This is a genomic window from Cupriavidus sp. 2TAF22, assembly GCF_052115045.1.
GTDB lineage: Bacteria > Pseudomonadota > Gammaproteobacteria > Burkholderiales > Burkholderiaceae > Cupriavidus.
Map to the genome: position 1 here is coordinate 36,369 of NZ_JBFRFX010000005.1, position 23,264 is coordinate 59,632.

A 23,264-nucleotide genomic window follows, 5' to 3' on the forward strand; every position below is an offset into this window, starting at 1 on the left:
GTAACGGTATTTCACGAGGCCGCCCGCCGGCGCGTGCCTCTGCCCGCCGCGACATTCGGCCGCCGCGACCATTCACGCCGAGCGCTCGTTGCGCAGCCGGTACAAGGGCACCAGTTCCCTGGCGCAAGCGTTGGCCGCGCGCTTGCCCTCCGCATCCAGCGTCCGGGAAACGGCATTCTTCACGCGGCGCAGCCCGCCGTTTTCCAGGAAGGCTTTCAGGGCGGCGTTCTCCATATACCGATTGAATTCGAGCGCGTCCGCACCCGTGATGCCCGCGTCGCGCAGTGCCAGGCCCGCCAGTGCGGCCTGCCTGGTCTTCTGCCCGACCGGCGAGTTGAGCAGGCGTGCCAGGCTGGTCGCCAGGTCGGCATCGCCGATCTCCGCATCGAGCGCGGGCCTGACGGCGGTCTCGATGATCTGCGCGGAAAGCTTGGTGCGCGTGCATTCCACGTAGCGCTCCTTCGGTATCGGGCCGATCTTCGCGGGGAGCTTTGCAAAGGCCAGTTTCAGCCCGGAAGCCAGCAGCGCATCGATGTCGAGCGCGCGCACGAGCGCGGTCATGGCTTCTTCGTAGGTGGGCGGGAACAGTTGCTGCGGCGGCAGCGGGCGCTGCTCGATGACCAGGGCCGGCTGTTCCGCTTCAGGCCTGCGCGGCCCGCTCGCCGGCGTGTCAGCCGGGCGCAGTGGCGATTGTGCCGGCAGGTGCGGGCGGATCCGCGGCACGAGCGGCGCTGGCAACCAGGGCGGCCGCGGCGGCCGCGCCGATGACGCAGATGAGAATGACCCGGTGGTTCATGATCGCGTCGGCCCGCGCTGGAGTTTCAGCCGATTATGCCGGGTTTGGGCGCCGCGCGGGGGAGCGGCCTGGGGTCGTCGCCGCATTGCGCGCCGGCGATGTCGCGCACCAGTGCGCGGAATCGCGCGGCCGCGGCGCAGAGGCCGTCGTCACGCATGGCCAGGTGCAGGGGCGCGCTCAGCGGCGGGTGATCCGCCAGCGCGCGATAGACAATGTCCTCGCCGCCCAGCCGCCGCATCGACGCCGGCACCACCGACACGCCGAGGCCCGCCGCGACCAGGCTCAGCGTGGCCGGCAGGCGCGGCGCTTCCTGCGCTACCAGCGGGCTGAAGCCGGCTTCGCGGCATGCGCCCAGGATGGCGTCGTACAAGCCGGGTCCGGCCGGACGGCGATAGAGGATGAAAGGCTCGTGCGCGAGGGCCGCAAGCGGGAGCGGCGTGGCATCCGCCGCGAGCGGATGCGCCGCGGGCAGTGCGGCCAGCATCGGCTCCTCCAGCACCGCGTCGAGCAGCAGGCCGGCGGTACTGCCGACCGGCGAGCGCACGAAAGCCGCGTCGAGCCGCTCATGCAGGAGCGCGTCGACCAGTTCGCTGGTGCCGGCTTCTTCCAGCGTCACGGCCACGCCTGGCACGGCCTCCCGGAAGCGGCGCAGCGCGGCGGGCACGAAGGGATGCAGGGCGGCCGAGCTGGTGAAGCCGACCGCCAGCCGGCCCTGTTCGCCGGCCGCCGCGCGGCGCACCGCGTCCGCCACGCCCGCGGCGCGTGCCAGCACCGCGCGCGCTTCCTCCAGCAGCGCCAGCCCGGCCTCGGTGGGCCGCACGCCGCGCGGCAGGCGGCGCATCAGCACCACGCCCAGTTCCTCCTCCAGCCCGCGCAGCAGGCGTGTCAGCGGCGGCTGCTGCATGCCCAGGCGCTCGGCGGCCCGGGTGACATGCCCTTCCTCGGCAAGGACGACGAAGGCCCGCAGCCGGCGCAGTTCGATCATTGCAATACTCTCAAGGTATGGGGTTTGTACTAAAGATGCATTGGAAATCATAGCAGTTCGCGCCTATGCTGTCGGCGTGTCAGGCGAGACGGCGGAGCGCAGCGATGGAACAAGACAGCAACCCGGGCGAAAGCGTCGTCGCGCCAGCCTGGTCCGGCAATCTGCTGGAATTCCTCGCGTGGGTGGAGGCCGGCCCCCGCACCTTCGAGGACACCATGGACGCCTGGCGCACATCCTGTCCGCGGCTGAGCGCGTGGGAAGACGCCACCGCGGCCGGCCTGGTGGGGCTCGACCTGCGCCCGGGCCTGCCGCGCGCGCAGGCCATCGTGCACCTGACCGCCAGGGGCAGGGCGGCCTTGCGCGAGCCGCGCCTGCCGGCCTCGGCGTGCGGGCCGGCCGCGAACCCGCCGGACCGCCCGGACCGCCCGGACTGAACAACCGAACACCAAAACGCCAGAGCCGGACACCAGAACCGGACACTGGCCCCGATCCTGCAAAGGAGCAGCAATGACCTGGTCAGCCAAGCAATACGTGAAATTCGAGAATGAACGCACCCGCCCGGTACGCGACCTGCTGGCCGCCGTGCCGGGGCGCGAGCCGCGCCGCGCGGTGGACATCGGCTGCGGCCCCGGCAATTCGACCGAGGTCCTGGCAGCCTGCTTCCCGGGCGCCAGCGTGGCCGGCCTCGACAGCTCGCCCGACATGATCGAGGCCGCGCGCAAGCGCCTGCCGGACCTGGAGTTCGAAGTCGCCGGCATCGAGTCCTGGGATAACCCGGGCCCGTACGACCTGATCCTCGCCAACGCCGTGCTGCAGTGGCTGCCCGAGCACGACCGCCTGCTGCCCGCGCTGGCCGCCAAGCTCGCGCCCGGCGGCAGCCTGGCGATCCAGGTGCCCGATACCCTAGACACCCCCGCCCACCGGCTGATGCGCGAGGTCGCCGCGGACGGCCCGTGGGCTGGCAAGCTCGCCGCCGCCGCGCAGGCACGCACGACGCTGGCTCGTCCGGCCTGGTACTACGCCTTGCTGCGCGCACACTGCAGCACGGTCGACGTGTGGCAGACCACTTACCACCACGCGCTGGAAGGCGGCCCGGCGGCCATTGTGGAATGGTTCAAGGGCACCGGGCTGCGCCCGTTCATCGACCCGCTCGACGAGGCCGAGCGCGGCGCCTATCTCGAGCGCTACACGGCCGAGGTGGCGCGCGCCTATCCGGCGCTGGCCGACGGCTCCGTGCTGCTGCCGTTCCCGCGCTTCTTCATCGTGGCGACGCGCTGAGGCAAGGCGCCCGGCTCGCCGCAAAAGTGGCGAATATGTTTCCTGGCGTGGTCCGGGAGGCTGGCCGGGCGCCCTCGGCCTGCGCCGTTTCCGGCATCGAAGTAACATTGCGGGCATTGCGCCAGCCACACACCGGAGACCGCCAGGATGAACACCAAGCCAATCAAGATTCCCGGCCCCGATCACCCGATCACGATCGAGCCAAATCCCCGGCGCGTCGTCGTCAAGGCCGGCGGCGTGGTGGTGGCCGATACGCTCGCGGCGCTGACGCTGCGCGAGGCCGCCTACGCCGCGGTGCAGTACGTGTCGCGCACGGATGTCGACCTGTCCCGCCTGCAGCGCAGCGACCATGCCACGTACTGCCCGTACAAGGGCGAATGCAGCTACTACAGCATTCCCGCGGCCGGCCAGCGCGGCATCAATGCTGTGTGGACTTACGAGCACCCCTACGCGGCCATGGCGCAGATCGCGGGCTACATGGCGTTCGATCCGGCGCGGGTCGACAGCATCGAAATCGTGGCGCCCTGAGCGGCGCGGCACGTTTTCCCGAACCGAACCAACGCAGCAAAGCATGAATGCGCGTGGCGCCAGGCCACGCACCGATGAACTGATACAAAGATGGATGACCATTTTCGGCATGGGGCAGGTGCGCTGCCCGTCTTGTTCCGGCTGATTGCCGCATTGCCGCTGCCGCTGCTGCAAGGCACCGGCCGCGTGCTGGGGCGGCTTGCCTACGCCGTCCCGGGCCAGTACCGCGAGCGCCTGCGCGCCAACGCCGCGATCGCGGGCTACCCGGATGCCGCATTTGCGCGCCGCGCCGCCGGCGAATCGGGCGCCATGATCATGGAGTTGCCGCGGGTCTGGTTTCGCACCCGGCAAAGCGTGGCGCAGGTGGTCACGGACGACTGGCACGTGGTGCAGGGCGCCATCGATGACGGCCGTGGCATTTTCTTCCTGACACCGCACCTGGGCTGCTTCGAGATTACCGCGCGCTATACCGCGCAGCGGCTGCCCCTCACCGTCATGTTCCGCCCGCCGCGCAAGGACATCCTCGCGCCGCTGCTCGACGCGGCGCGCGGCATGTCGGGCCTGCAGGTGGTGCCGGCGACCTCGCAGGGCGTGCGCGCCTTCGTGCGGGCGCTGCGCCAGGGCAATGCGGTCGGGCTGCTGCCGGACCAGGCGCCGAGCTTCGGCGACGGGGTGTGGGTGCCGTTCTTCGGCCGCATGGCCTATACCATGACGCTGCCGGGCAAGCTGGCCGCGCAGACCGGCGTGCCGATCGTTCTTGCGGCGGGTGAGCGGCTGCCGAACGGGCGCGGCTGGCGCATGCACTATGTGCGGCTGCCCGAACCGCTGCCGCCCGATGCGCCGGCGCAGGCGGCCTTGCTGAATGCGGCGATGGAAGCATTGATCCGGCGCTTCCCGCAGCAATACCTGTGGAGCTACAACCGCTACAAGGCACCGCCCGGTGCGCCGCCCGCGCCGCTCGAGGCCGAGCCGGGCGTGCCAGAGGCGCTGTAGGGGCTGTCGCCGCTGCCATCGCGGCGGTCGCACCGGGGGCGCCGTCACGACAGAATTTTCTGCTCCTGTCGCGCGTTTGACATGGGTCAAGTGCCGCGGCATGCGGGCCCGCTAAGATGGTTTCTGTCATGGAGATGCGGGGGCGCTCTTCATGACTTGTCTACCCGTTTCCAAATACGGAAACTTGGCCCGCGCCACGCAAGTGGGGCGGGCTTTTTTCTGTGCGCCGACGCGCAGACAGAAGGCGTTGCCCAAGGATCCAGGGCCCGGCCGCGGATGTTCCGGTGGTGCCGGTGCCTGGCCCGCCGGTTCCCCGGATTCCGTTCGCGCGCCACAGGATGTCGCGCAGGACTGTTGCGATGTCCAGTCGTGCGGCGGCAAGTTTCCCTCGGTTATCGCTCCGTGCGGCGCGGCTTGCTGGCCGTGTTCGGTGAAATGCGCGACAGCGGCACGCATCGCGTCACGCTCAACCCCGGCTCATCGCAGCGCGCGCATGGCCTGCCGTGCATGTCCATATTTCCGCCAAATCTTATGCGGAAAACGTGCAAGGATCGGCGAAACCATTCGTTCCTTTCAGATAGACCGGTCGGTAGTCTTCTTCCCTGACACAAGCCTTCCCACACAAGGAGGGCCATGAAACGAGGCGCAAGCGCGCCATTTCACGACAGATGACGGGAGCAAGACACATGATTCGCAAGCTGGCCATCGGATTCGCGGCACTCGCCGTGATCGGTTCCACCCAGACCGCCTGGGCCAACACCAATCTGCTCAATGTCTCGTACGACCCCACGCGGGAACTGTACGTGGACGTCAATGCCGCCTTCGCCAAGGCCTGGAAGGCCAAGGGTGGCGATGCGCTGACCATCCGCCAGTCGCATGGCGGCTCGGGCAAGCAGGCGCGCTCCGTGATCGACGGCCTGGATGCCGACGTGGTGACGCTGGCGCTGGGCTATGACATCGACGCCATCGCCGAGAAGGGCCTGCTCAAGCCGGACTGGCAAAAACGCCTGCCGCACAATGCCTCGCCCTATACCTCCACCATCGTGTTCCTGGTGCGCAAGGGCAACCCCAAGGGCATCAAGGACTGGAACGACCTGGTCAAGCCCGGCGTGCAGGTGATCACGCCCAACCCGAAGACCTCGGGCGGCGCGCGCTGGAACTACCTGGCCGCATGGGGCTACGCGCTGCGCCAGCCGGGCGGCAATGAACAGAAGGCGAAGGAATTCGTGGGCGCGCTGCTCAAGAACGTGCCGGTGCTCGATTCCGGCGCGCGCGGCGCCACCACGACCTTCGTCGAGCGCGGCCTGGGCGACGTGCTGATCGCGTGGGAGAACGAGGCGATCCTGGCCATCAAGGAACTGGGGCCGGACAAGTTCGACATCGTCGCTCCCTCCGTCTCGATCCTGGCCGAGCCGCCGGTCGCGGTGGTCGACAAGGTGGTGGACAAGAAGGGCACGCGCAAGGTGGCCGAGGCTTACCTGCAGTTCCTGTACACCGACGAAGGCCAGGAAATCGCGGCCAAGAACTACTATCGCCCGATCTCCGAGAAGGTTGCGGCGAAGTACGCGGCCAACTTCCCCAAGGTCAAGCTGTTCACCATCGACGAAGCGTTCGGCGGCTGGCAGAAGGCGCAGAAGGCGCACTTCGCCGACGGTGGCTCGTTCGACCAGGTCTACCAGCCCGGCAAGAAATAAACAGCGGCGCGGGCGTGGCGCGAGCCGCGTCCGCCGCGCCAACCAGCCAAGAAGGAAGCCCGATGTCCATCCTGACCCTGTCCGGCAGCCCGTCCGCCCCGTCGCGTTCCGCACGCCTGCTGACGCATCTGCGCGGCGTGCTCGAAGCCGCTGGCGAGCGCACCAGCCACCTGGCCCTGCGGGAGCTTCCGCCCGCCGCGCTGCTGGCGGCCAGGGTGGACGATCCCGACATTGCCGCGGCTACCCGCGCGGTGGCGGACGCCCAGGTGGTGATTCTCGCCACGCCGGTCTACAAGGCTGCCTACAGTGGCTTGCTCAAGACCTTCCTGGACCTGCTGCCGCAATCCGGGCTGCGCGACAAGGTGGTGCTGCCGATTGCCACCGGCGGCAGCCTGGCCCATACGCTGGCCATCGACTACGCGCTGCGCCCGGTGCTGTCCGCGCTTGGAGCGCGCCATATCCTGCCCGGCATCTTCGCCGTGGACCAGCAGATCGTTTTCTCCGAGACGCACGGCCTGAGCCTCGATCCCGCCCTGGAGGCGCGCCTGGCCGAGGGCGTGCTGCGCCTGCGCGAGGCGCTGGCCCATGCACGCATCGAAGTGCCGCTGGACCTGTTGCCCGGTGCTGCCGCGGCTGCCGTCGCGCCAGCGGCATTCTCGCGCCCGGCCCCGCGCCCCGCACTGGCCGAGCGATGTTCCGCCTGAGTTGAAGCGGGCGGCGCCGCCGCCGCCCCGCACACTTGCCCGCTTCGTGATCGCGATGCCGCCCGCCGACGGGCCGGCAGGCGGGCACACGTCCGCCACGCCAGAACACAACGTCACTCAGGAAGATCGACATGACCGCACCAGTCTCCACGCTTTCCGATAAACACCAGACGCCGGCTGCCGGCACCGCGCTCAAGCGCCGCCTGCTGCTGGCCGCGCTGGTCGCCGCCACCGGGCTTGCCTACGCGCTGCTGCCCGGCCGTGCGCAGGCGCAGGACAACGCCAGCAAGGTGTTGCGCATCGGCTACCAAAAGTACGGCACGCTGACCCTGCTCAAGGCGCGCGGCACGCTGGAGAAGCGCCTCGCGCCGCAGGGCATCACGGTCAAGTGGACCGAGTTCCCGGCCGGGCCGCAGCTGCTCGAAGGCCTGAACGTGGGCGCGATCGATTTCGGCACCGTGGGCGAAGCCCCGCCGATCTTCGCGCAGGCGGCCGGCGCGCAACTGGCCTATATCGGCAACGAGCCGCCGGCGCCGACGGCCGAGGCCATCGTGGTGCCGAAGGGCTCCGCGCTCAAGTCGGTGGCCGACCTGCGCGGCAAGCGCGTGGCGCTGAACAAGGGCTCGAACGTGCACTACCTGCTGGTGCGCCTGCTGGAGAAGGCAGGGGTGCAATACAGCGAGATCCAGCCCGTCTACCTGGCCCCGGCCGACGCGCGCGCGGCCTTCGAGCGCGGCGCGGTCGATGCGTGGGTGATCTGGGACCCGTTCCTGGCTGCCGCCGAGAAGCAGCTCGACGCGCGCGTGCTGGCCGATGGCCGCGGTGCCGACGGCAAGGATGTGGTCAGCAACCACCAGTTCTACCTGGCGTCGCGCCAGTACGCGCAAAGCAGGCCTGACGTGGTCAAGCTCGTCCTCGATGAACTGGCCGCGCTGGGCGCCTGGGCCGAGAAGAACCAGAAGGAGGCGGTGGCCGTGCTGGGTCCGCAGCTCGGTCTGGACCCGGCCGTGGTGGCGCTTGCGGTGTCCCGCTTCTCGTACGGCGCCCGCGCCGTGACGCCGGCGGTGCTGGGCGAGCAGCAGCGCATTGCCGACGTGTTCTACACGCTCAAGCTGATTCCCAGGCCGGTCAAGGTAGCGGACGCTGCCTGGCAGGCTCAGCACTGAGCGCGAACGCGGCCGCCGCCCGCACACGCGACTCCGCGAGGCGGTCGCTGCGAACGGCTGGTCGCGAAGCACCGCCGGGAAGCGACAAGAAGCGACACGACAAGCGCGACAAGCACGACAAGCACGACAAGCACAAGAGGTGAAGACATGCAGGTTTTCTGGTTTATCCCCACGCACGGCGACAGCCGCTATCTCGGAACCTCGGAAGGGGCGCGCGAGGTCAATTTCGACTACCTGAAGCAGATCGCCACCGCTGCCGACAACCTCGGCTACGAGGGCGTGCTGATTCCTACCGGCCGCTCGTGCGAGGACCCGTGGGTGGCGGCTGCCATGCTGGCCGCGGTCACGCGCAGGCTGCGCTTCCTGGTGGCGGTGCGTCCCGGCCTGATGGCACCGACGCTGGCCGCGCGCATGGCGGCCACGTTCGACCGCCTGTCCGGCGGACGGCTGCTGGTGAATCTGGTGACCGGCGGCAATGCGTCGGAACTGGAAGGCGATGGCCTGTTCCTCGATCATGCCGAACGTTATGAAGCCTCGGCCGAGTTCATCCGCATCTGGCGCGAGGTGCTGGCCGCCAGCCATGAAAGCGCCGAGCTGGATTTCGAGGGCAAGCACCTCAAGGTCAAGGGGGCCAAGGTTCTGTATCCGCCGCTGCAGCGGCCGCATCCGCCGGTGTACTTCGGCGGCTCGTCGGCCGCGGCGCACGAGCTCGCCGGCGAGCAGGTAGACACCTACCTGACCTGGGGCGAACCGCCACAGGACGTGGCGCAGAAGCTGGCCGACGTGCGCGAGCGCGCGGCGCGCCACGGACGCACCGTGAAGTTCGGCATCCGCCTGCACGTGATCGTGCGCGAGACCGACGCCGCGGCCTGGGCCGCGGCCGACGAACTGATCAGCCACCTCGACGACGACACCGTGGCGCGCGCGCAGGCGGACTTCGCCCGGATGGATTCGGAAGGGCAGCGCCGCATGGCCGCGCTGCATGCCGGCGGCGGCAAGCGCTCGCGCGCGGAACTGGAGATCAGCCCCAACCTGTGGGCTGGCGTGGGACTGGTGCGCGGCGGCGCCGGCACGGCGCTGGTGGGCGACCCGCAGACCGTGGCGGCGCGCATGCAGGAGTACGCCGAGCTGGGCATCGACACCTTCGTGCTGTCCGGCTACCCGCACCTGGAAGAGGCGTACCGCTTCGCCGAACTGGTCTTCCCGCTGCTGCCGCGCTCGGTGCGCGACAAGCTGCCGGGCAAGGTGTTGTCCGGCCCGTTCGGCGAAGTGATGGCGACCGGCATCGTGCCGCGTGCGTCGCAGAGCTGAGGGGGCATGCCATGACCGCTCCCTTGACTCTCCCGCCGCGCCGCGCCGCGTGGCTGAACCAGGCCGCCGGCTCGGCCGCGCCCTGGGTGGTGCCGGTGCTGCTGGTGCTGGCATGGCAGATCGCCTCGCAGGGCGGCTGGCTGTCGAGCCGCATCCTGCCGGCGCCGCTCGACGTGCTGAAGGCCGCGTGGGGCCTGGCGGTGACGGGCGAGCTGTGGCGCCATGTGTGGGTCAGCAGCTGGCGCGCCGTGCTCGGCTTTGCCATCGGCGGCGGCTTCGGGCTGGCGCTGGGCCTGCTCACGGGCACCTTCCGCCCGGCCGCGACGCTGCTCGACAGCACCTTGCAGATGGTGCGCAACATTCCGACGCTGGCGCTGATTCCGCTGGTGATCCTGTGGTTCGGCATCGACGAGACCGCCAAGCTGTTCCTGGTCTCGCTGGGTGTGTTCTTCCCGATCTACCTCAACACCTACCACGGCATCCGCGCGGTGGACCCGGGGCTGATCGAGATGGCGCGCAGCTATGGATTGTCGGGCTGGCGGCTGTACCGCGAGGTGATCCTGCCGGGCGCCTTGCCCAACATCCTGGTGGGCGTGCGTTTCTCGCTCGGCCTGATGTGGGTGATCCTGATCGTGGCGGAGACCATCTCCGCGCAATCGGGCATCGGCTACATGACGATGAACGCGCGCGAATTCCTGCAGACCGACGTGGTGCTGGTGGGCATCCTGCTCTACGCCTTGCTGGGCAAGCTGGCGGACCTGCTGTCGCGCGGGCTGGAGCGTTTCTGGCTGCGCTGGCATCCCGGCTACCAGGCGCACTGAGCGCCACCGGCCAAGGAGAACACGATATGCAAAGCAATCCGATCGAACAGGCGGCGCTGGCGGAGGTGCCACCTGCCGGCGAGCCTGGCAAGGGCCTGGCGCTGCATGTGCAGCAGGTAGTCAAGCGCTACGGCGGGCGCGAGGTGCTGCACGGCATCGACCTGCACGCCGCGCCGGGCGAGTTCCTGGCCATCGTTGGCCGCAGCGGCTGCGGCAAGAGCACCTTGCTGCGGCTGGTTGCCGGCCTGGAGGACAGCGACGGCGGCGCGGTGAGGCTCGGCGACACGCCGGGCCGCGCGCAGCAGGACGCGGTGCGGGTGATGTTCCAGGACGCGCGCCTGCTGCCCTGGAAGAAGGTACTGGACAACGTGGCGCTGGGCTTGCCGCGCGCGCGCCGTGCCGATGCGGCTCGTGTGCTGGGGCAGGTTGGCCTGGCCGAACGCGCCGGCGAATGGCCGGCACGGTTGTCGGGCGGGCAGCGCCAGCGCGTGGCCCTGGCGCGCGCGCTGGTCCATCACCCGCGCCTGCTGTTGCTGGACGAGCCGCTGGGCGCGCTCGACGCGCTGACGCGCATCGAGATGCAAGGCCTGATCGAAGGACTGTGGCAGCGCCATGGCTTCACCGCGCTGCTGGTGACCCACGATGTGTCCGAAGCGGTGGCGCTGGCCGACCGCGTGGTGCTCATCGAGGACGGGCGCATCGCGCTGGACCAGCGTGTGGCGCTGCCGCGGCCGCGCCAGCGCGGCTCGGCGGCCTTCGCGCATCTGGAGGACGCGGTGCTGCGCCGGGTGATGCAGCGCGCAGGCGATGCGCAGGATGACGGGCAGGCGCAGGGCCAGCACGAAGCCGGCCCCGCCGTCGACTGGTCGGTGGCGCGGACCGCCGACTCGGTGCGCTGGGCGATCTAGCGCCATGTAGCAGACAAGGCAGCGAAGAACACGAAAGGCAGCACCGAAGGCAACGCAAAGGGCAGCACAAAAGGCAGCACCGAAGGCAACACAAAGGCAGCACAAAAGGCAATAACGAAGGCAGGCATCGAGGCAAAGGGCATGGCGTGCATCAAACACCCGTGCCAGGCGTGCGCGGAAGGCAGCAAACCGCCGCGAGCGCCACTCACCATCTTTTACGCAATCTTCATTTTCACTCACGCAAGGGAGCTTCTATCATGAGCATTCAAGCCATCAACGTACGCAACCAGTTCCGCGGCAAGGTCGCCGCCATCATCGAAGGCCCGGTGGTCTCGGAGGTCGACGTCGAGACGCCGGCCGGCATCGTCACCTCGGTCATCACCACCCGCTCGGTCAAGGATCTCGGCCTCACCATCGGCAGCGAAGTGGTTGCGCTGGTGAAGGCGACCGAGGTTTCGCTGGCCAAGCTTTGATGCATGGTCCGGAACGGCAGGCACAACGTAGAGGAGTCCGCAAAGGAATTCGCCATGGCAAGCGCGCATGAAACAGGCGGGGCAGGCGCGGGGCTGGCAGCCCTCGCGCATTACCTGGACGGACTGCCGCGGCAACCCGGCAGCGATCGCCAGTTGTGGCGTGACGAGCATGGCCAGGTGCAGGGCCAGTTCTTCAACTGTTCGCTGACCAGTGCCTTCGAGCCGCTCATCACCCTGTCGAGCCGCGACGTGGTGGCGCATGAAGGCACGCTGCGCACCTATGCTGGTGGCGGCGTGGGGCTGGCGGCGTGGAAGCTGTTCGCGATGGCGGCCGACGATGCCTCGCTGGTATCGCTGGATCGCCTCTCGCGCCTGGTGCATGCCATCAACTATTTCGCGGCGGATGGCGACCGCAAGCTGGTGCTCAACGTGCACAACCGGCTGCTGGCGGCGGTCGCGGACGATCACGGCGCGGCATTCCGGCGCGCGCTGCAATCGCTCGGCCTGCCGATCGATCGTTTCGTGATCCAGGTGCCGGCCAGCGCCAACGACGACCTGCCGCTGCTGCTCCATGTGGTGGGCAATTACCGGCGCAACGGCTTCGCGGTGAGCCTGCAGGCATCGGATCCGGCAGAGGCGGGCGCGCTGATGGCGCACGCACTGCCCAACTGGCTCAAGCTCGATATGCGCCGCAGCTGGACGGACCGCCAGCTCGCCGGCCTGCAGGCCAGTGCCGACAGCGCCGGCGTGACCCTGATCGGGCGCCGCCTGCAGAACGCCGAGCACGCCGAGCGGCTGCAGGCGGCCGGGATCGTGCTGGGGCAGGGGGTGTTTACCGGCGAGGCGGTGAGCGCGCGCCGGCTGCACGAAGTGCAACCGGACCACCGGGCGGCGCCCGGCGATGCCGCGCGGGATGGCGGCGGGGTGGCGCGTTCCGGTCCGGGCCGCGCGCCGCTGGAATTCAGCAAGGAGCCGATATGACGCGGACGAAGAGGCCGGCGGGCATGGCCGCACCAGCCGCCGCCGAGGTGTGGCTGAAAGTGCCGAAGGGTTTGCAGATCCTCACGGTACCCGGCCTGCACGGCAGCGGTCCCGGTCACTGGCAGAGCCGCTGGGAGCAGCGTTTCCCGGACTGGCAGCGCGTGGAGCAGCACGACTGGTCGCGCCCGAGCCTGCCGCTGTGGGCCGAGCGTGTCTCGGAGAGCATCATGCGGGCGCAGCGAGTGGCGCCGCGCGGCGCCATCCTGGTGGCGCACAGCTTCGGCTGCCTGGCCACGCTGCGCCAGGCCGCGCTGGATGCCGAGGGCATTGCCGGTGCCTTGCTGGTGGCGCCGGCCGATCCGGACAAATTCGGCGTGGCCGGATTGCTTCCCGCGCACCGGCTGCCGTTTCCGACCATCCTCGTGGCCAGCCGCAACGATCCCTGGATGCAGCAGCGCACGGCATTCAGCTGGGGCACGCTGTGGGGCAGCGAGCTGCACGACGCGGGCATGCTAGGGCACATCAACGCCGATTCGGGCCTGGATCAGTGGCCGGCAGGCCTCGCCCTGCTCGATACGCTGATCCAGCGCATCGAGGCCGACGGCAGTGCCGGCCTGGCTGGAGACCGTGCCGGGCCGTGGGATGCCGAGGTGGAAGTGTCCTCGACGTTCCCTTATATCTAAAACGTCTAAGAAAATGCGTAAAGATTCGTTCTGTTTATAAGGGCGTATCTGCAGAATTTGTCTCGTAGGCCGGTGCGTTATGCGCCGGCGTCATAAAGAGAGCCCTCCCCGTAGTCCCCCGATTCCGCTAGCCGGATGCCTGGCCGCCGTATCCGCCAGTCTTCCGGACTCTGTGCGTGGGTGGCGGGTGCGGCACAGACGGCACTGACGAGACGATATGCCACCCTCGATTTCCCTGGCGGACAACCCGCCCCCGGCCAGACCGGATGCCCCCCAGGCACGCGAAAGCGCGTCAGGCAAGGCCAGCCAGCAGCGCTTTACCGTGCTCCCCGGCTTCGGCCTGTCGCTGGGCTTCACGCTGTTCTACCTGACGCTGGTCGTCCTGATCCCGCTGTCGGCCACCTTCCTCAAGACCTTCACCATGAGCTGGGAAGCGTTCTGGGGTGCGGTGAGCGCGCCGCGCGTGGTGGCCTCGCTGCAACTGAGCTTCGGCGCCTCGCTGATCGCCGCCATCATCAATACCGTGTTCGGCCTGGTGGTGGCGTGGGTGCTGGTGCGCTACCGCTTTCCCGGCAAGCGCCTGATCGATGCGCTGGTGGACCTGCCGTTTGCCTTGCCCACCGCGGTGGCCGGCATCGCGCTGACCGCGTTGTACGCCGGCAATGGCTGGCTCGGCCGCTACCTGGAGCCGATGGGCATCAAGGTCGCCTTCACGCCGCTGGGCGTGGTGGTGGCGCTGACCTTCATCGGCTTGCCGTTCGTGGTGCGCACGGTGCAGCCGGTGCTGGAAGATGCGGAGCAGGAACTGGAAGAGGCCGCCGCCAGCCTGGGCGCCACGCGCCTGCAGACCTTTGCCCGCGTGATCCTGCCGACCATCCTGCCGGCGCTGCTGACCGGCTTCGCGCTGTCGTTCGCGCGGGCCACCGGCGAATACGGCTCGGTGGTGTTCATCTCCGGCAATATGCCGATGGTCTCCGAGATCGCGCCGCTGATGATTTATTCGAAGCTGGAGCAATACGATTACGCCGGCGCCACCGCAATGGCCGTGGTGATGCTGGTGATCTCCTTCGCGCTGCTGCTGTTGATCAACCTGCTGCAGGCATGGACGCGCCGCCACCACACGGCAGGGCGCGCCGCCGTGGCGCAGGACAAGGAGAGCTGAGATGGCCGGTATCGTTACCAAGGGCCTGGGTGGCCGCGCCGCTCCCGCGGCGCGCTTCGCGGATGCCACCGGGGAAGCGCCGTGGGTGCGCTACACGCTGATCGCGGTCGCGGTCCTGTTCCTCGCGCTGTTCCTGTTCGTGCCGCTGGCTTCGGTTTTCTACGAGGCGCTGCGCAAGGGCGTGCAGACATATTTCGCTTCGCTGGTCGAGCCCGATGCCGTGGCCGCGATCGAGCTCACACTGCTGGTGGCCGCCATCGCGGTGCCGCTCAACGTGGTGTTCGGCGTGTCGGCGGCCTGGGCCATCGCCAAGTTCGAGTTCCGTGGCAAGAGCGTGCTGACCACGCTGATCGACCTGCCGTTCTCGGTGTCGCCGGTGATCTCGGGCCTGGTCTACGTGCTGCTGTTCGGCGCGCAGGGCTGGCTGGGACCATGGCTCGAGGCGCACGACATCAAGATCATGTTCGCCGTGCCGGGCATCGTGCTGGCCACCATCTTCGTCACCTTTCCGTTCGTCGCGCGCGAGCTGATCCCGCTGATGCAGGCACAGGGCAGCGAGGAAGAGGAAGCCGCCATCGTGCTGGGCGCGTCCGGCTGGCAGACCTTCCGTCGCATCACGCTGCCCAATATCCGCTGGGGCCTGCTGTACGGCGTGATCCTGTGCAATGCGCGGGCCATGGGCGAGTTCGGCGCGGTCTCGGTGGTGTCGGGCCATATCCGCGGGCTGACCAACACCATGCCGCTGCACGTGGAGATTCTCTACAACGAATACAACTTCGCGGCGGCCTTCGCGGTGGCCTCGCTGCTGACGCTGCTGGCCCTGGTGACGCTCGGCATCAAGACGCTGGTGGAACACCGGGCGCGCCGCGAGCACGCCGACGACGAGAACTTTGCGCCGGAGAATCCGGGCGCAGGCAAATTGCAAGGACAGGCATCATGAGCATCCAGGTCAGGAATGTGCAGAAGCGCTTCGGGAATTTCGTCGCGCTCGACGACGTCTCGCTCGATTTCGATGAAGGCCAGCTGACGGCGCTGCTGGGGCCGTCGGGCTGCGGCAAGACCACGCTGCTGCGCATCATCGCGGGGCTGGAGCGCGCGGACGCGGGCCAGGTCCTGCTCGAGGGCCGTGACGCGTCCAACCAGCATGTGCGCCAGCGCCAGGTGGGCTTCGTGTTCCAGCACTATGCGCTGTTCAAGCACATGACGGTGTTCGAGAACGTGGCCTTCGGCCTGCGCGTGAAGCCGCGCGCGGAGCGCCCGAGCGAGGCGCAGATCCGCGAGAAGGTGCGCTCGCTGCTGGAACTGGTGCAACTCGACTGGCTGGCCGACCGTTATCCGCCGCAGCTCTCGGGCGGGCAGCGCCAGCGTATCGCGCTGGCCCGCGCGCTGGCGGTGGAGCCGCGCGTGCTGCTGCTCGACGAACCGTTCGGCGCGCTCGACGCCAAGGTGCGCAAGGAGCTGCGCCGCTGGCTGCGCCGCCTGCACGACGAACTGCACGTCACCAGCGTGTTCGTCACGCACGACCAGGAAGAGGCGCTGGAAGTGGCCGACCAGGTGGTGCTGATGAACCGCGGCCACGTCGAACAAGCCGGCACGCCGGAAGCGGTCTACAACCATCCGGCTACGCCGTTCGTGTTCGGCTTTCTTGGCAACGTCAACCTGTTCCACGGCCGGCTCGAGGTCGGCGAGCTCGGCGGCCTGCTGCATACCGGCGAGGCGATACTGCCGGTGGTCGGCAACGGCCACGAGACGGCCGGCGATGCGGTGGCCTACGTGCGCCCGCACGACCTCGATCTCGAACGCTATGCGCCGGGCGCCGACGGCATCGCCGTTACGCTGCGCCGTGCGCTCACGCTCGGTCCCGTGGCCCAGCTCGAACTCGAGCGCGAGGACAACCAGGAGGTGATCGAGGTGGCGTTGCCGCTGGAGCGCTTCCGCCACCAGGGCTTCCGCGAGGGCGAACTGCTCGCCGTGCGGCCGCGTCAGTTGCGCGTCTTCGTCCAACCCAATTCATCAGCCCGCGCCCAGCCCAAGGCGGCGCCGGCAGGAGCCGCACAATGAACTTCCAGCAACTGCGTTCGATCCGCGAGGCGGTGCGCCGCCAGTTCAACCTGACCGAGGTCGCCAACGCGCTCTACACTTCGCAGCCCGGCGTATCGCGCCAGATCCGCGAGCTCGAAGAGGAGCTTGGCGTCGAGATCTTCGAGCGCTATGGCAAGCGCCTCACGGGCCTCACCGAGCCCGGCCGCGAGATCGTGCGGATCGTGGAGCGCCTGCTGCTCGAGGCCGAGAACCTGCGCCAGGCCGGTGACGAATTCGCCGGGCGGCATACCGGCCGCCTGACCGTGGCGACCACCCATACCCAGGCACGCTACGCGCTGCCCAAGGTAGTGCAGAGCTTCCGCCGCGCCTATCCGCATGTGACGCTGGCGCTGCAGGAAGCGTCGCCGGCGCATATCGTGGAACTGCTGCTGACCGGGCAGGCGGATATCGGCATCGCCACCGAGGCCGTGGCCAGCGAGGCCGGGCTGACTTCGTTCGAGGCCTATAGCTGGCAACACGTGCTGGTGGTCTCGCCGGAGCACCCGCTGACCCGCCTGCCCGAGCCGACGCTGGAAGACATCGCCGGCTTTCCGATCATCACCTACGACGCGGGCTTTACCGGCCGCCGCAAGATCGACGGCGCGTTCGCCGCCGCCGGGCTGCAGCCGGAGATCGTGCTGACCGCCATGGACGCCGACGTGATCAAGACCTACGCGGAACTGGATCTGGGCGTGGGCATCATCGCCTCGATGGCCTATGACGAGCGCAAGGATGCCGGCCTGGTCAGGATCTCGGCCGACCATCTGTTCGAGGCCAATACCACCAGCGTGGCCGTGCGCCGCGGTGCCTACCTGCGCGGCTATGCGCATGCCTTCATCAATATGTTCGCGCCGCATTTGTCGCGCGACACCGTCAGCAGTGCCTTGTCCGAGCCGGCCGGCGGGCAGGTGGTCGAGGCCTGATTTGCGCTGTTCCAGCGCAAGCTGGCATGCTCTTCCGGGCACATTCGCCGCCGGGATTCCGGCGGCGGGCTGCCATGCGGCGGTGCCGGTGGCACCGCATCCTCGCGTTTCGCGCCGCTCACTCCCCGTTCGTCGCACGCTGCTTCCGTCTCGCGCGGGGCAGGCGTAAAGTTCGTCCAGTACGTGGCGGATCACCTCGGTGCCGTCACATGGCGTGATGCGCCGCATCAGACGGCGTGCCGGCGATGGCGAGCGGAGCGACAAGGCTGCGAGGAGAGCGCAACATGAAACAAGGCCGTAGCGGCAGGGGGCTCCTGGCCCCGATCATCCTTATTGCGCTGGGCGGGTTGTTCCTGGCGCACAACGCCGGCGTCCTGCCCGCGTATATCACCCGCGAGGGCTGGCCTCTCATCCTGATCGCGCTCGGCGCCGTGCTGCTGGTGCGCCGACTGGCGATCCGCCGTGCGACGCAGCGGGGGCCGCGGCCATGAGCCCGCGCCCTGATGGCCTGCTGGCCTGGCAATGGCGCGGCTACGCCCGCAATCACACCGACCCGCGCAGCCTGCTGCTGCATATCGTGGCCGTGCCGATATTCATGGCAGGCAATGTGCTGCTGGTCTACGGCGTGCTGACGCTGTCCGTGCCGGCGGTGGGGCTGGGCGTGCTCTGCATGGGCGTATCGATGATGCTGCAGGGCCGGGGCCACCGGCTCGAGGCCGAGCGACCGGAGCCGTTTGCCGGCCCGCTCGATATCGCCGGGCGCATCCTGGCCGAGCAGTGGATCACATTTCCGCGCTTTGTGCTGTCGGGGCAATGGTGGGCGGCGCTGCACGGCAGGCCGGCCGGGGAAGGCGGGGCCGCAAAGGTGGCCCAGCGCACATGCGAGCCGGCCGACGGCCGTCCGAGCCGATGAGCGGCCTTTACAATAGCCCGTCAGGCAGCCGCCCGATGTCCGCGCGTGTCCAGCACATGGCGCGCCTGCCACTTTTGCCTTTCAAGACGCATCTGCCCTGTACGGAGCTTCCGTCCCTATGAAATCGCTGGGCCGCTGTCCCGCCGCCATTCCCTCGCGCCTCACGATTCTCGGGCGCGACCTCGTGTTCGTGCTGTGCATGAACACCGTGATTGCCGTCAGTCTCAACTATGGCTTCCGCACCGGCGGCTCGATGTGGCACAACTTCGTCTACAGCCACCTCATCGGCTTGTCGATCTGGCTGTTGATCGATGTTGCCCGCGTGGTGATCTGGTGGAACGAGCGGCCCACGCGCTGGCCGTTCATCTGCCTGGCCGCGATCGCCGTGCCGCTCGGGGTCATCATGGGTAGCTGGGCCACCCGGGTGGTGCTGAACGAGCCGGCGAAGTCCTTCGAAGAGGCCACCGACATGCTGCGCATGTGCCTGGTGGTGGGCATGCTTGCCTCGGCCAGCATGATCTACTTCTACTGGTCGCGCGAGAAGCTGGCGCACCTGGAGCGGCAGGCCGCGCTGGATGCGCTGCAACGCGAGGAAGCCGAGAAGCAACTGGTGCGCGCGCAGCTGATGGCGCTGCAGGCGCAGATCGAGCCGCACTTCCTGTTCAATTCGCTGGCCAACCTGGACTGCCTGATCGCCACTGACCAGCAGGCCGCGCGGCGCCTGCTGCAGCGGCTGATCGGCTTCCTGCGGATGTCGCTGGCGCACACGCGCGCCGAGCAGTGCACACTGCGCCAGGAGTTCGAACTGTTGCGCAGCTACCTCGATATCCAGTGCCTGCGCTTCGGCACCCGGCTCAGCTACAGCGTCGACCTGCCGCCGGAACTGGCTGAAGTGGAGATCCCGCCAATGCTGATCCAGCCGCTGGTGGAAAACGCGGTCAGCCATGGCATCGAGCCGTGCATGCACGGCGGCAGCATCGTGTTGTCGGCGCGCGCGCTGGGCGACGCGGCGGTGCAGGTGGTGATCGCCGATACCGGCGTGGGCTTCGGCCATGCCGTGACGAAGGGGTCGGGCCTGGGCCTGACCCATGTGCGCGAGCGCCTCGCACGCATCTTTGGCGCCGCGGCAAGCATGCAGATGGAAGAAAATTCGCCGCGCGGCGTGGTCGTGCGGCTGACGCTGCCGGTCATGCGTCCTACGGTGACCGCCATCATCGCGCGTACGGCGGCACCGGCGGGCACGATCCCGGCGGGGATCGGCATCGCCCCGGTTGCCAGTGCCGCCGCGCATGGCGCCCCGCAAGCCTGACGCAGCGCTGAGCGCTGCGGCAATCCCTGCCGTCCCGACTGTCCCGACCGTCCACTACCGTTCCCATGTCCCCGACCTTGTTGATCGCCGACGATGAGCCGTTGCTTGCGCGCGCCCTGCATGCAGAACTGAGCAGCCTGTGGCCGGAGGCGCAGGTCGTGTCCGTGGTGCATGACGGCGTGTCCGCGCTGGAGGCGGCACGCCAGCATGCGCCGCAAGTGGCCTTCCTCGATATCCGCATGCCGGGCATGAGCGGCATGGACGTGGCGCGTGAACTGATGGAGTTCGATCATCCGCCGCTGGTGGTGTTCGTCACCGCCTATGACCAGTTCGCGCTGGAAGCCTTCGAGCGCGAGGCGGTCGACTATGTGCTCAAGCCGGTGCAGCCGGAGCGGCTGGAGGCCACCGTGCAACGCCTCAAGGGGCGGCTGGCCGAGCATGCCCAGGCTGGCGAAGAGGGTGGCGCGGCGCTCGATACCGGCCGCCTGGCGCAACTGCTGGCGCGGCTCGAGACGCTGGAGCCGCCAGGCGGCGGCGCCCCGCAGCAGCCGGCCGCGGGCGCGGGCCAGCACGGCTACCTGCGTTTCATCAAGGCGCTGGTCGGGCAGGAGATCCGCATCATCCCGGTGGACGAGGTGATCTACCTCGAGGCAACCGACAAGTACGTCAACGTGGTGTCTACCAGCGGCGAGGCGCTGATCCGCACCAGCCTGCGCGAGCTGTCCCAGCAGCTCGACCCGGAACGCTTCTGGCAGATCCATCGCGGCACGGTGGTGAACATCGACTGCGTGGCCAGCGCCGTGAACCAGTCGCTCGGGCGGCTCGCGCTGAAGCTGCGCAACCGCGCCGAGACCCTGCCGGTGGCACGCCAGTACGCCTATCTGTTCAAGCAGATGTAGCGCTCGGGCCACGCCAGCCGGGCGTGGTTTTCCTCTATGATGCGATATTCGCAGCGCGCGTCCCATGCCAGGCAGCAGCGGCAGGCGCGCCCATGCACCGCACTGTACGGATAGCCGCCCGATGACCGCCGCCACTCTCGATCCCGTCCGTAATCCGCTGCGCCACGACGCCCAGGTCATCGGCCTGGTGGGGCTCGCGCACGGGGTTTCCCATTTCTACCACCTGCTGCTGGCACCGCTGTTCCCGTGGATCAAGGCCGAGTTCGGCCTGAGCTATGCCGAGCTGGGTTTGCTGATGACGGTGTTCTTTGCCGTCTCGGCCTTGGTGCAGACCGCTTCGGGCTTCGTGGTGGACCGCTTCGGCGCTTCGCCCGTGCTGTTCGGCGGCCTGGCGCTGCTGGGTTCGGCGGCCTTGCTGCTGTCATTCAGCCCCAGCTACGCCATGCTGCTGTTCGGCGCCGGCGTGGCCGGCATCGGCAACGGCGTGTTCCATCCCGCCGATTTCACCCTGCTCAACAAGCATGTGTCGCAGCCGCGGCTGGGACATGCGTTCTCGGTGCACGGCATCTCCGGCAACCTCGGCTGGGCCGCGGCCCCGGTATTCCTGGTCACGCTGGCCGAACTGAGCAGCTGGCGCACGGCGCTGGCCTGCGCGGCGGTGGTGGCGTTCGGCGTGCTGGCCGTGCTGCTGGTGTTTCGCCGGGTGCTCGATCCCCGCACCGCCATGGCGGCGAAGGCGGGCGCGCCGGCAGGCAAGGCGGCCGGCGGCGGCATGCTGGCCTTCCTCAGGCTGCCGCAGGTCTGGATCTGCTGGGCCTTTTTCCTGGTCACCACGTTTTCGTTCTCGGGCATCCAGAGCTTCGCGCCGACCGCGCTGACCCAGCTCTACGGCATGCCGCTGGCGCTGGCCACGGCTTCCTACACGGTCTACATGCTGTGCAGCGCCGGGGGCATGATCGTGGGCGGCTTCGCCGCCGGRCGCACCAGCAACCATGACCGCCTGATCGCGATGAGCTTCACGCTGTCCGGCTTGGTCGCCATCGTGGTGGGGCTGGGCGTCTTGCCGGCCGTGATGGTGCCGGTGCTGATGGGGGTGATCGGCTTCGGCGCGGGCACCGCCGGGCCCTCGCGCGACCTGCTGGTGCGCGCGGCCGCGCCGGCGGGCGCCACCGGCCGGGTCTATGGGGTGGTCTATTCCGGCCTGGACATCGGGCTGGCCAGCGGCCCGCTGTTCTTCGGCGCGCTGATGGACGCGCGCTGGCCGAGCTGGGTCTTCTTCATGATCGGTGCCTTCCAGATGCTGGCGATCTTCACCGCCGTCACCGTCGGCAACGGCAACCGCTCGCGCCGCGAGGCCGGGGCGCGGGGCGCGCCCGCCGGCTGAGAGCGGGCGCTCCCCGGCAGGTGGCTGGCGGTGCATGCGCGGGCGCCGAATCTCACCGGATTTCACCGGATTCTTTCCCTCTCATGATTCAGGAGTCATCCATGAACTTTGCCACCGCCGACCTCTGCGATGCCAACGAAGCACGGCTGGCCGACGGCACGCTGCGCGTGCTGGCGCCGGTGTTCCGCCATTTCGGCAAGCGCGCGGCCTTTGCCGGCCCGGCGGCGACGCTGAAGGTGTTCGAGGACAACTCGCTGGTGCGCGAAGCGGTGGAGTCGCCCGGCAACGGCCGCGTGCTGGTGGTGGACGGCGGTGGCTCGCTGCGCTGCGCGCTGGTGGGCGGCAACCTCGGCGTGCTGGCGGAAAAGAACGGCTGGGCTGGCATTGTCGTCAACGGCTGCGTGCGCGACAGCGCCGAGCTGGATGTGTGCGATATCGGCGTGCGCGCGCTGGCGCTGCATCCGCAGAGAAGCCAGAGGCGCAATGTGGGCGAACGCGAAGTCACGGTGCAGATGCCCGGCGCGGTGGTGCGTCCTGGCGACTGGATCTACGCCGATGCCGATGGCGTGCTGGTGGCCGATACCAAGCTGGGGAGCTGAGCATGCCGGTGGTATTCGTCTACGGCACGCTGCGTGCCGGCGAAGTCAACGACCTCAACGCCGCCGCGCGCAAGCACGGCATCGCGACACCGCGCCTGCTGGGCAGCGCCACGGTGCCTGGCCGGCTCTATGACTTCGGCACCTATCCCGGCCTGGTGCTGGATGCCGGCGCGCCTGGCGTGGCCGGCGATCTCTACGAGGTGGATGCCGCGCTGGTGCCGGTGCTCGACGAGATCGAGGAGGTCTACCCCGGCCAGGCATCGTTGTTCGTGCGCGAGGAGCGCAGCATTGTCGCCGGCGGGCAGTCCCTCAGTTGCCTGCTCTATCCGGTTGGGCAGGACGCGGTGGCCGGCCTGCCACGTATCGCCTCCGGCGACTGGGTGGCCTACCGGCGCGAGCGCGAGGCCGGGCTGTCGCCGGCCTGAGCGATCCGGTTCGCCCCGGGCATCGTCCCGGACATCGCCGCCGGCGCAGCGCCGGCATTCCCTCAGGTATTTCAAGCGGCATGACCGATGCCCGCCGCGCAACGACGCCTGGCGGAGCATCGGCAACCATGCCATCACCCAGTGTCCTGGGTTCGCGCATGCCTTGCCGATGGCGCTCCGGAGTGACAAGCGCTGCAACGCGCACGCAGGCCAGACGGGCAGGGCGCGAGAGCGCCGGCAGCCCGGC

At 69.0% G+C, this 23,264-nt stretch carries 27 protein-coding genes; 24 read left to right on the top strand and 3 right to left on the bottom strand.

Annotation, left to right across the window (positions count from 1 at the left end; all coding sequences use genetic code 11):
• Window positions 1-72: 72 nt before the first annotated feature.
• Both AB4Z48_RS07945 and AB4Z48_RS07950 read right to left on the bottom strand, forming a co-directional pair.
• Window positions 73-723: a hypothetical protein gene (locus AB4Z48_RS07945; RefSeq protein WP_441613363.1), complete on the bottom strand. Its 651-nt coding sequence runs from the start codon at window positions 721-723 to the stop codon at window positions 73-75.
• A gap of 98 nt (window positions 724-821) precedes the next feature.
• Window positions 822-1,781 (bottom strand): LysR family transcriptional regulator, encoded by a 960-nt coding sequence (locus AB4Z48_RS07950; RefSeq protein ID WP_441613364.1) that lies wholly within the window; start codon window positions 1,779-1,781, stop codon window positions 822-824.
• Between the two features lie 104 nt (window positions 1,782-1,885).
• On the opposite strand from AB4Z48_RS07950, the gene AB4Z48_RS07955 reads away from it, so the two are divergent.
• The 10 genes from AB4Z48_RS07955 to AB4Z48_RS08000 all read left to right on the top strand — a co-directional run bounded on the left by AB4Z48_RS07955 (window position 1,886) and on the right by AB4Z48_RS08000 (window position 11,184).
• A complete protein-coding gene (locus AB4Z48_RS07955) occupies window positions 1,886-2,215 on the top strand; it encodes a hypothetical protein (RefSeq protein ID WP_441613365.1) in 330 nt (109 codons plus the stop codon).
• 73 nt (window positions 2,216-2,288) lie between these two features.
• Window positions 2,289-3,059 carry a trans-aconitate 2-methyltransferase gene (gene tam, locus AB4Z48_RS07960; RefSeq protein ID WP_441613366.1) on the top strand — a complete coding sequence of 257 codons (771 nt, stop codon included), beginning with the start codon at window positions 2,289-2,291 and terminating at the stop codon, window positions 3,057-3,059.
• Window positions 3,060-3,206: 147 nt separating this feature from the next.
• The gene (locus tag AB4Z48_RS07965) at window positions 3,207-3,587 is read left to right on the top strand and encodes a DUF427 domain-containing protein (protein WP_441613367.1); all 381 of its coding nucleotides are present in this window, start codon (window positions 3,207-3,209) and stop codon (window positions 3,585-3,587) included.
• Window positions 3,588-3,677: 90 nt separating this feature from the next.
• Entirely contained in the window at window positions 3,678-4,580 is a 903-nt protein-coding gene (locus AB4Z48_RS07970) for a lysophospholipid acyltransferase family protein (protein WP_441613368.1), read from the top strand.
• Window positions 4,581-5,266: 686 nt separating this feature from the next.
• Window positions 5,267-6,274 carry a sulfate ABC transporter substrate-binding protein gene (locus tag AB4Z48_RS07975; protein WP_441613369.1) on the top strand — a complete coding sequence of 336 codons (1,008 nt, stop codon included), beginning with the start codon at window positions 5,267-5,269 and terminating at the stop codon, window positions 6,272-6,274.
• 62 nt (window positions 6,275-6,336) lie between these two features.
• Window positions 6,337-6,978: an NADPH-dependent FMN reductase gene (ssuE, locus tag AB4Z48_RS07980; RefSeq protein WP_441613370.1), complete on the top strand. Its 642-nt coding sequence runs from the start codon at window positions 6,337-6,339 to the stop codon at window positions 6,976-6,978.
• Between the two features lie 131 nt (window positions 6,979-7,109).
• The gene (locus AB4Z48_RS07985) at window positions 7,110-8,144 is read left to right on the top strand and encodes a sulfonate ABC transporter substrate-binding protein (RefSeq protein ID WP_441613371.1); all 1,035 of its coding nucleotides are present in this window, start codon (window positions 7,110-7,112) and stop codon (window positions 8,142-8,144) included.
• Window positions 8,145-8,291: 147 nt separating this feature from the next.
• On the top strand, window positions 8,292-9,455 hold the full coding sequence (ssuD, locus tag AB4Z48_RS07990; RefSeq protein ID WP_441613372.1) for an FMNH2-dependent alkanesulfonate monooxygenase: 1,164 nt from the start codon (window positions 8,292-8,294) through the stop codon (window positions 9,453-9,455).
• Between the two features lie 11 nt (window positions 9,456-9,466).
• Window positions 9,467-10,276 carry an aliphatic sulfonate ABC transporter permease SsuC gene (gene ssuC / locus AB4Z48_RS07995; RefSeq protein ID WP_441613373.1) on the top strand — a complete coding sequence of 270 codons (810 nt, stop codon included), beginning with the start codon at window positions 9,467-9,469 and terminating at the stop codon, window positions 10,274-10,276.
• Between the two features lie 26 nt (window positions 10,277-10,302).
• Window positions 10,303-11,184: an ATP-binding cassette domain-containing protein gene (locus tag AB4Z48_RS08000; RefSeq protein ID WP_441613374.1), complete on the top strand. Its 882-nt coding sequence runs from the start codon at window positions 10,303-10,305 to the stop codon at window positions 11,182-11,184.
• Here AB4Z48_RS08000 and AB4Z48_RS08005 read toward each other — a convergent pair.
• On the bottom strand, window positions 11,181-11,336 hold the full coding sequence (locus AB4Z48_RS08005) for a hypothetical protein (protein ID WP_441613375.1): 156 nt from the start codon (window positions 11,334-11,336) through the stop codon (window positions 11,181-11,183). The two genes, AB4Z48_RS08000 and AB4Z48_RS08005, sit on opposite strands and share 4 nt — an antisense overlap.
• A 105-nt stretch (window positions 11,337-11,441) precedes the next feature.
• Between AB4Z48_RS08005 and AB4Z48_RS08010 the strand changes: the two genes are divergently transcribed.
• The 14 genes from AB4Z48_RS08010 (at window position 11,442) to AB4Z48_RS08075 (ending at window position 23,017) form a co-directional block, all read left to right on the top strand.
• On the top strand, window positions 11,442-11,657 hold the full coding sequence (locus AB4Z48_RS08010; RefSeq protein WP_006161487.1) for a TOBE domain-containing protein: 216 nt from the start codon (window positions 11,442-11,444) through the stop codon (window positions 11,655-11,657).
• Window positions 11,658-11,711: 54 nt separating this feature from the next.
• Window positions 11,712-12,638, top strand: a complete 927-nt coding sequence (locus AB4Z48_RS08015; RefSeq protein ID WP_441613376.1) for an EAL domain-containing protein — start codon at window positions 11,712-11,714, stop codon at window positions 12,636-12,638.
• Window positions 12,635-13,321 (top strand): RBBP9/YdeN family alpha/beta hydrolase, encoded by a 687-nt coding sequence (locus tag AB4Z48_RS08020; RefSeq protein ID WP_441613377.1) that lies wholly within the window; start codon window positions 12,635-12,637, stop codon window positions 13,319-13,321. The genes AB4Z48_RS08015 and AB4Z48_RS08020 overlap by 4 nt, the downstream gene beginning before the upstream one ends.
• 217 nt (window positions 13,322-13,538) lie before the next feature.
• A complete protein-coding gene (cysT, locus tag AB4Z48_RS08025) occupies window positions 13,539-14,483 on the top strand; it encodes a sulfate ABC transporter permease subunit CysT (protein WP_441613378.1) in 945 nt (314 codons plus the stop codon).
• A gap of 1 nt (window position 14,484) precedes the next feature.
• Entirely contained in the window at window positions 14,485-15,423 is a 939-nt protein-coding gene (gene cysW / locus AB4Z48_RS08030; protein ID WP_441613379.1) for a sulfate ABC transporter permease subunit CysW, read from the top strand.
• The gene (locus AB4Z48_RS08035) at window positions 15,420-16,544 is read left to right on the top strand and encodes a sulfate/molybdate ABC transporter ATP-binding protein (protein WP_441613380.1); all 1,125 of its coding nucleotides are present in this window, start codon (window positions 15,420-15,422) and stop codon (window positions 16,542-16,544) included. The genes cysW and AB4Z48_RS08035 overlap by 4 nt, the downstream gene beginning before the upstream one ends.
• Window positions 16,541-17,488 carry a CysB family HTH-type transcriptional regulator gene (locus tag AB4Z48_RS08040; protein WP_441613381.1) on the top strand — a complete coding sequence of 316 codons (948 nt, stop codon included), beginning with the start codon at window positions 16,541-16,543 and terminating at the stop codon, window positions 17,486-17,488. The genes AB4Z48_RS08035 and AB4Z48_RS08040 overlap by 4 nt, the downstream gene beginning before the upstream one ends.
• Before the next feature lie 284 nt (window positions 17,489-17,772).
• Window positions 17,773-17,979: a LiaI-LiaF-like domain-containing protein gene (locus tag AB4Z48_RS08045; RefSeq protein WP_441613382.1), complete on the top strand. Its 207-nt coding sequence runs from the start codon at window positions 17,773-17,775 to the stop codon at window positions 17,977-17,979.
• A complete protein-coding gene (locus AB4Z48_RS08050; RefSeq protein ID WP_441613383.1) occupies window positions 17,976-18,401 on the top strand; it encodes a terminase in 426 nt (141 codons plus the stop codon). The genes AB4Z48_RS08045 and AB4Z48_RS08050 overlap by 4 nt, the downstream gene beginning before the upstream one ends.
• 118 nt (window positions 18,402-18,519) lie before the next feature.
• Window positions 18,520-19,710: a sensor histidine kinase gene (locus AB4Z48_RS08055; protein WP_441613384.1), complete on the top strand. Its 1,191-nt coding sequence runs from the start codon at window positions 18,520-18,522 to the stop codon at window positions 19,708-19,710.
• Window positions 19,711-19,775: 65 nt separating this feature from the next.
• Complete coding sequence (locus AB4Z48_RS08060) at window positions 19,776-20,609, top strand: LytR/AlgR family response regulator transcription factor (RefSeq protein WP_441613385.1); 834 nt, start codon at window positions 19,776-19,778, stop codon at window positions 20,607-20,609.
• 121 nt (window positions 20,610-20,730) lie between these two features.
• Complete coding sequence (locus AB4Z48_RS08065; RefSeq protein ID WP_441613387.1) at window positions 20,731-21,993, top strand: MFS transporter; 1,263 nt, start codon at window positions 20,731-20,733, stop codon at window positions 21,991-21,993.
• A gap of 101 nt (window positions 21,994-22,094) precedes the next feature.
• Entirely contained in the window at window positions 22,095-22,592 is a 498-nt protein-coding gene (rraA, locus tag AB4Z48_RS08070) for a ribonuclease E activity regulator RraA (protein WP_441613388.1), read from the top strand.
• A 2-nt stretch (window positions 22,593-22,594) separates the two neighbouring features.
• Entirely contained in the window at window positions 22,595-23,017 is a 423-nt protein-coding gene (locus AB4Z48_RS08075) for a gamma-glutamylcyclotransferase family protein (RefSeq protein WP_441613389.1), read from the top strand.
• Window positions 23,018-23,264: the final 247 nt, after the last annotated feature.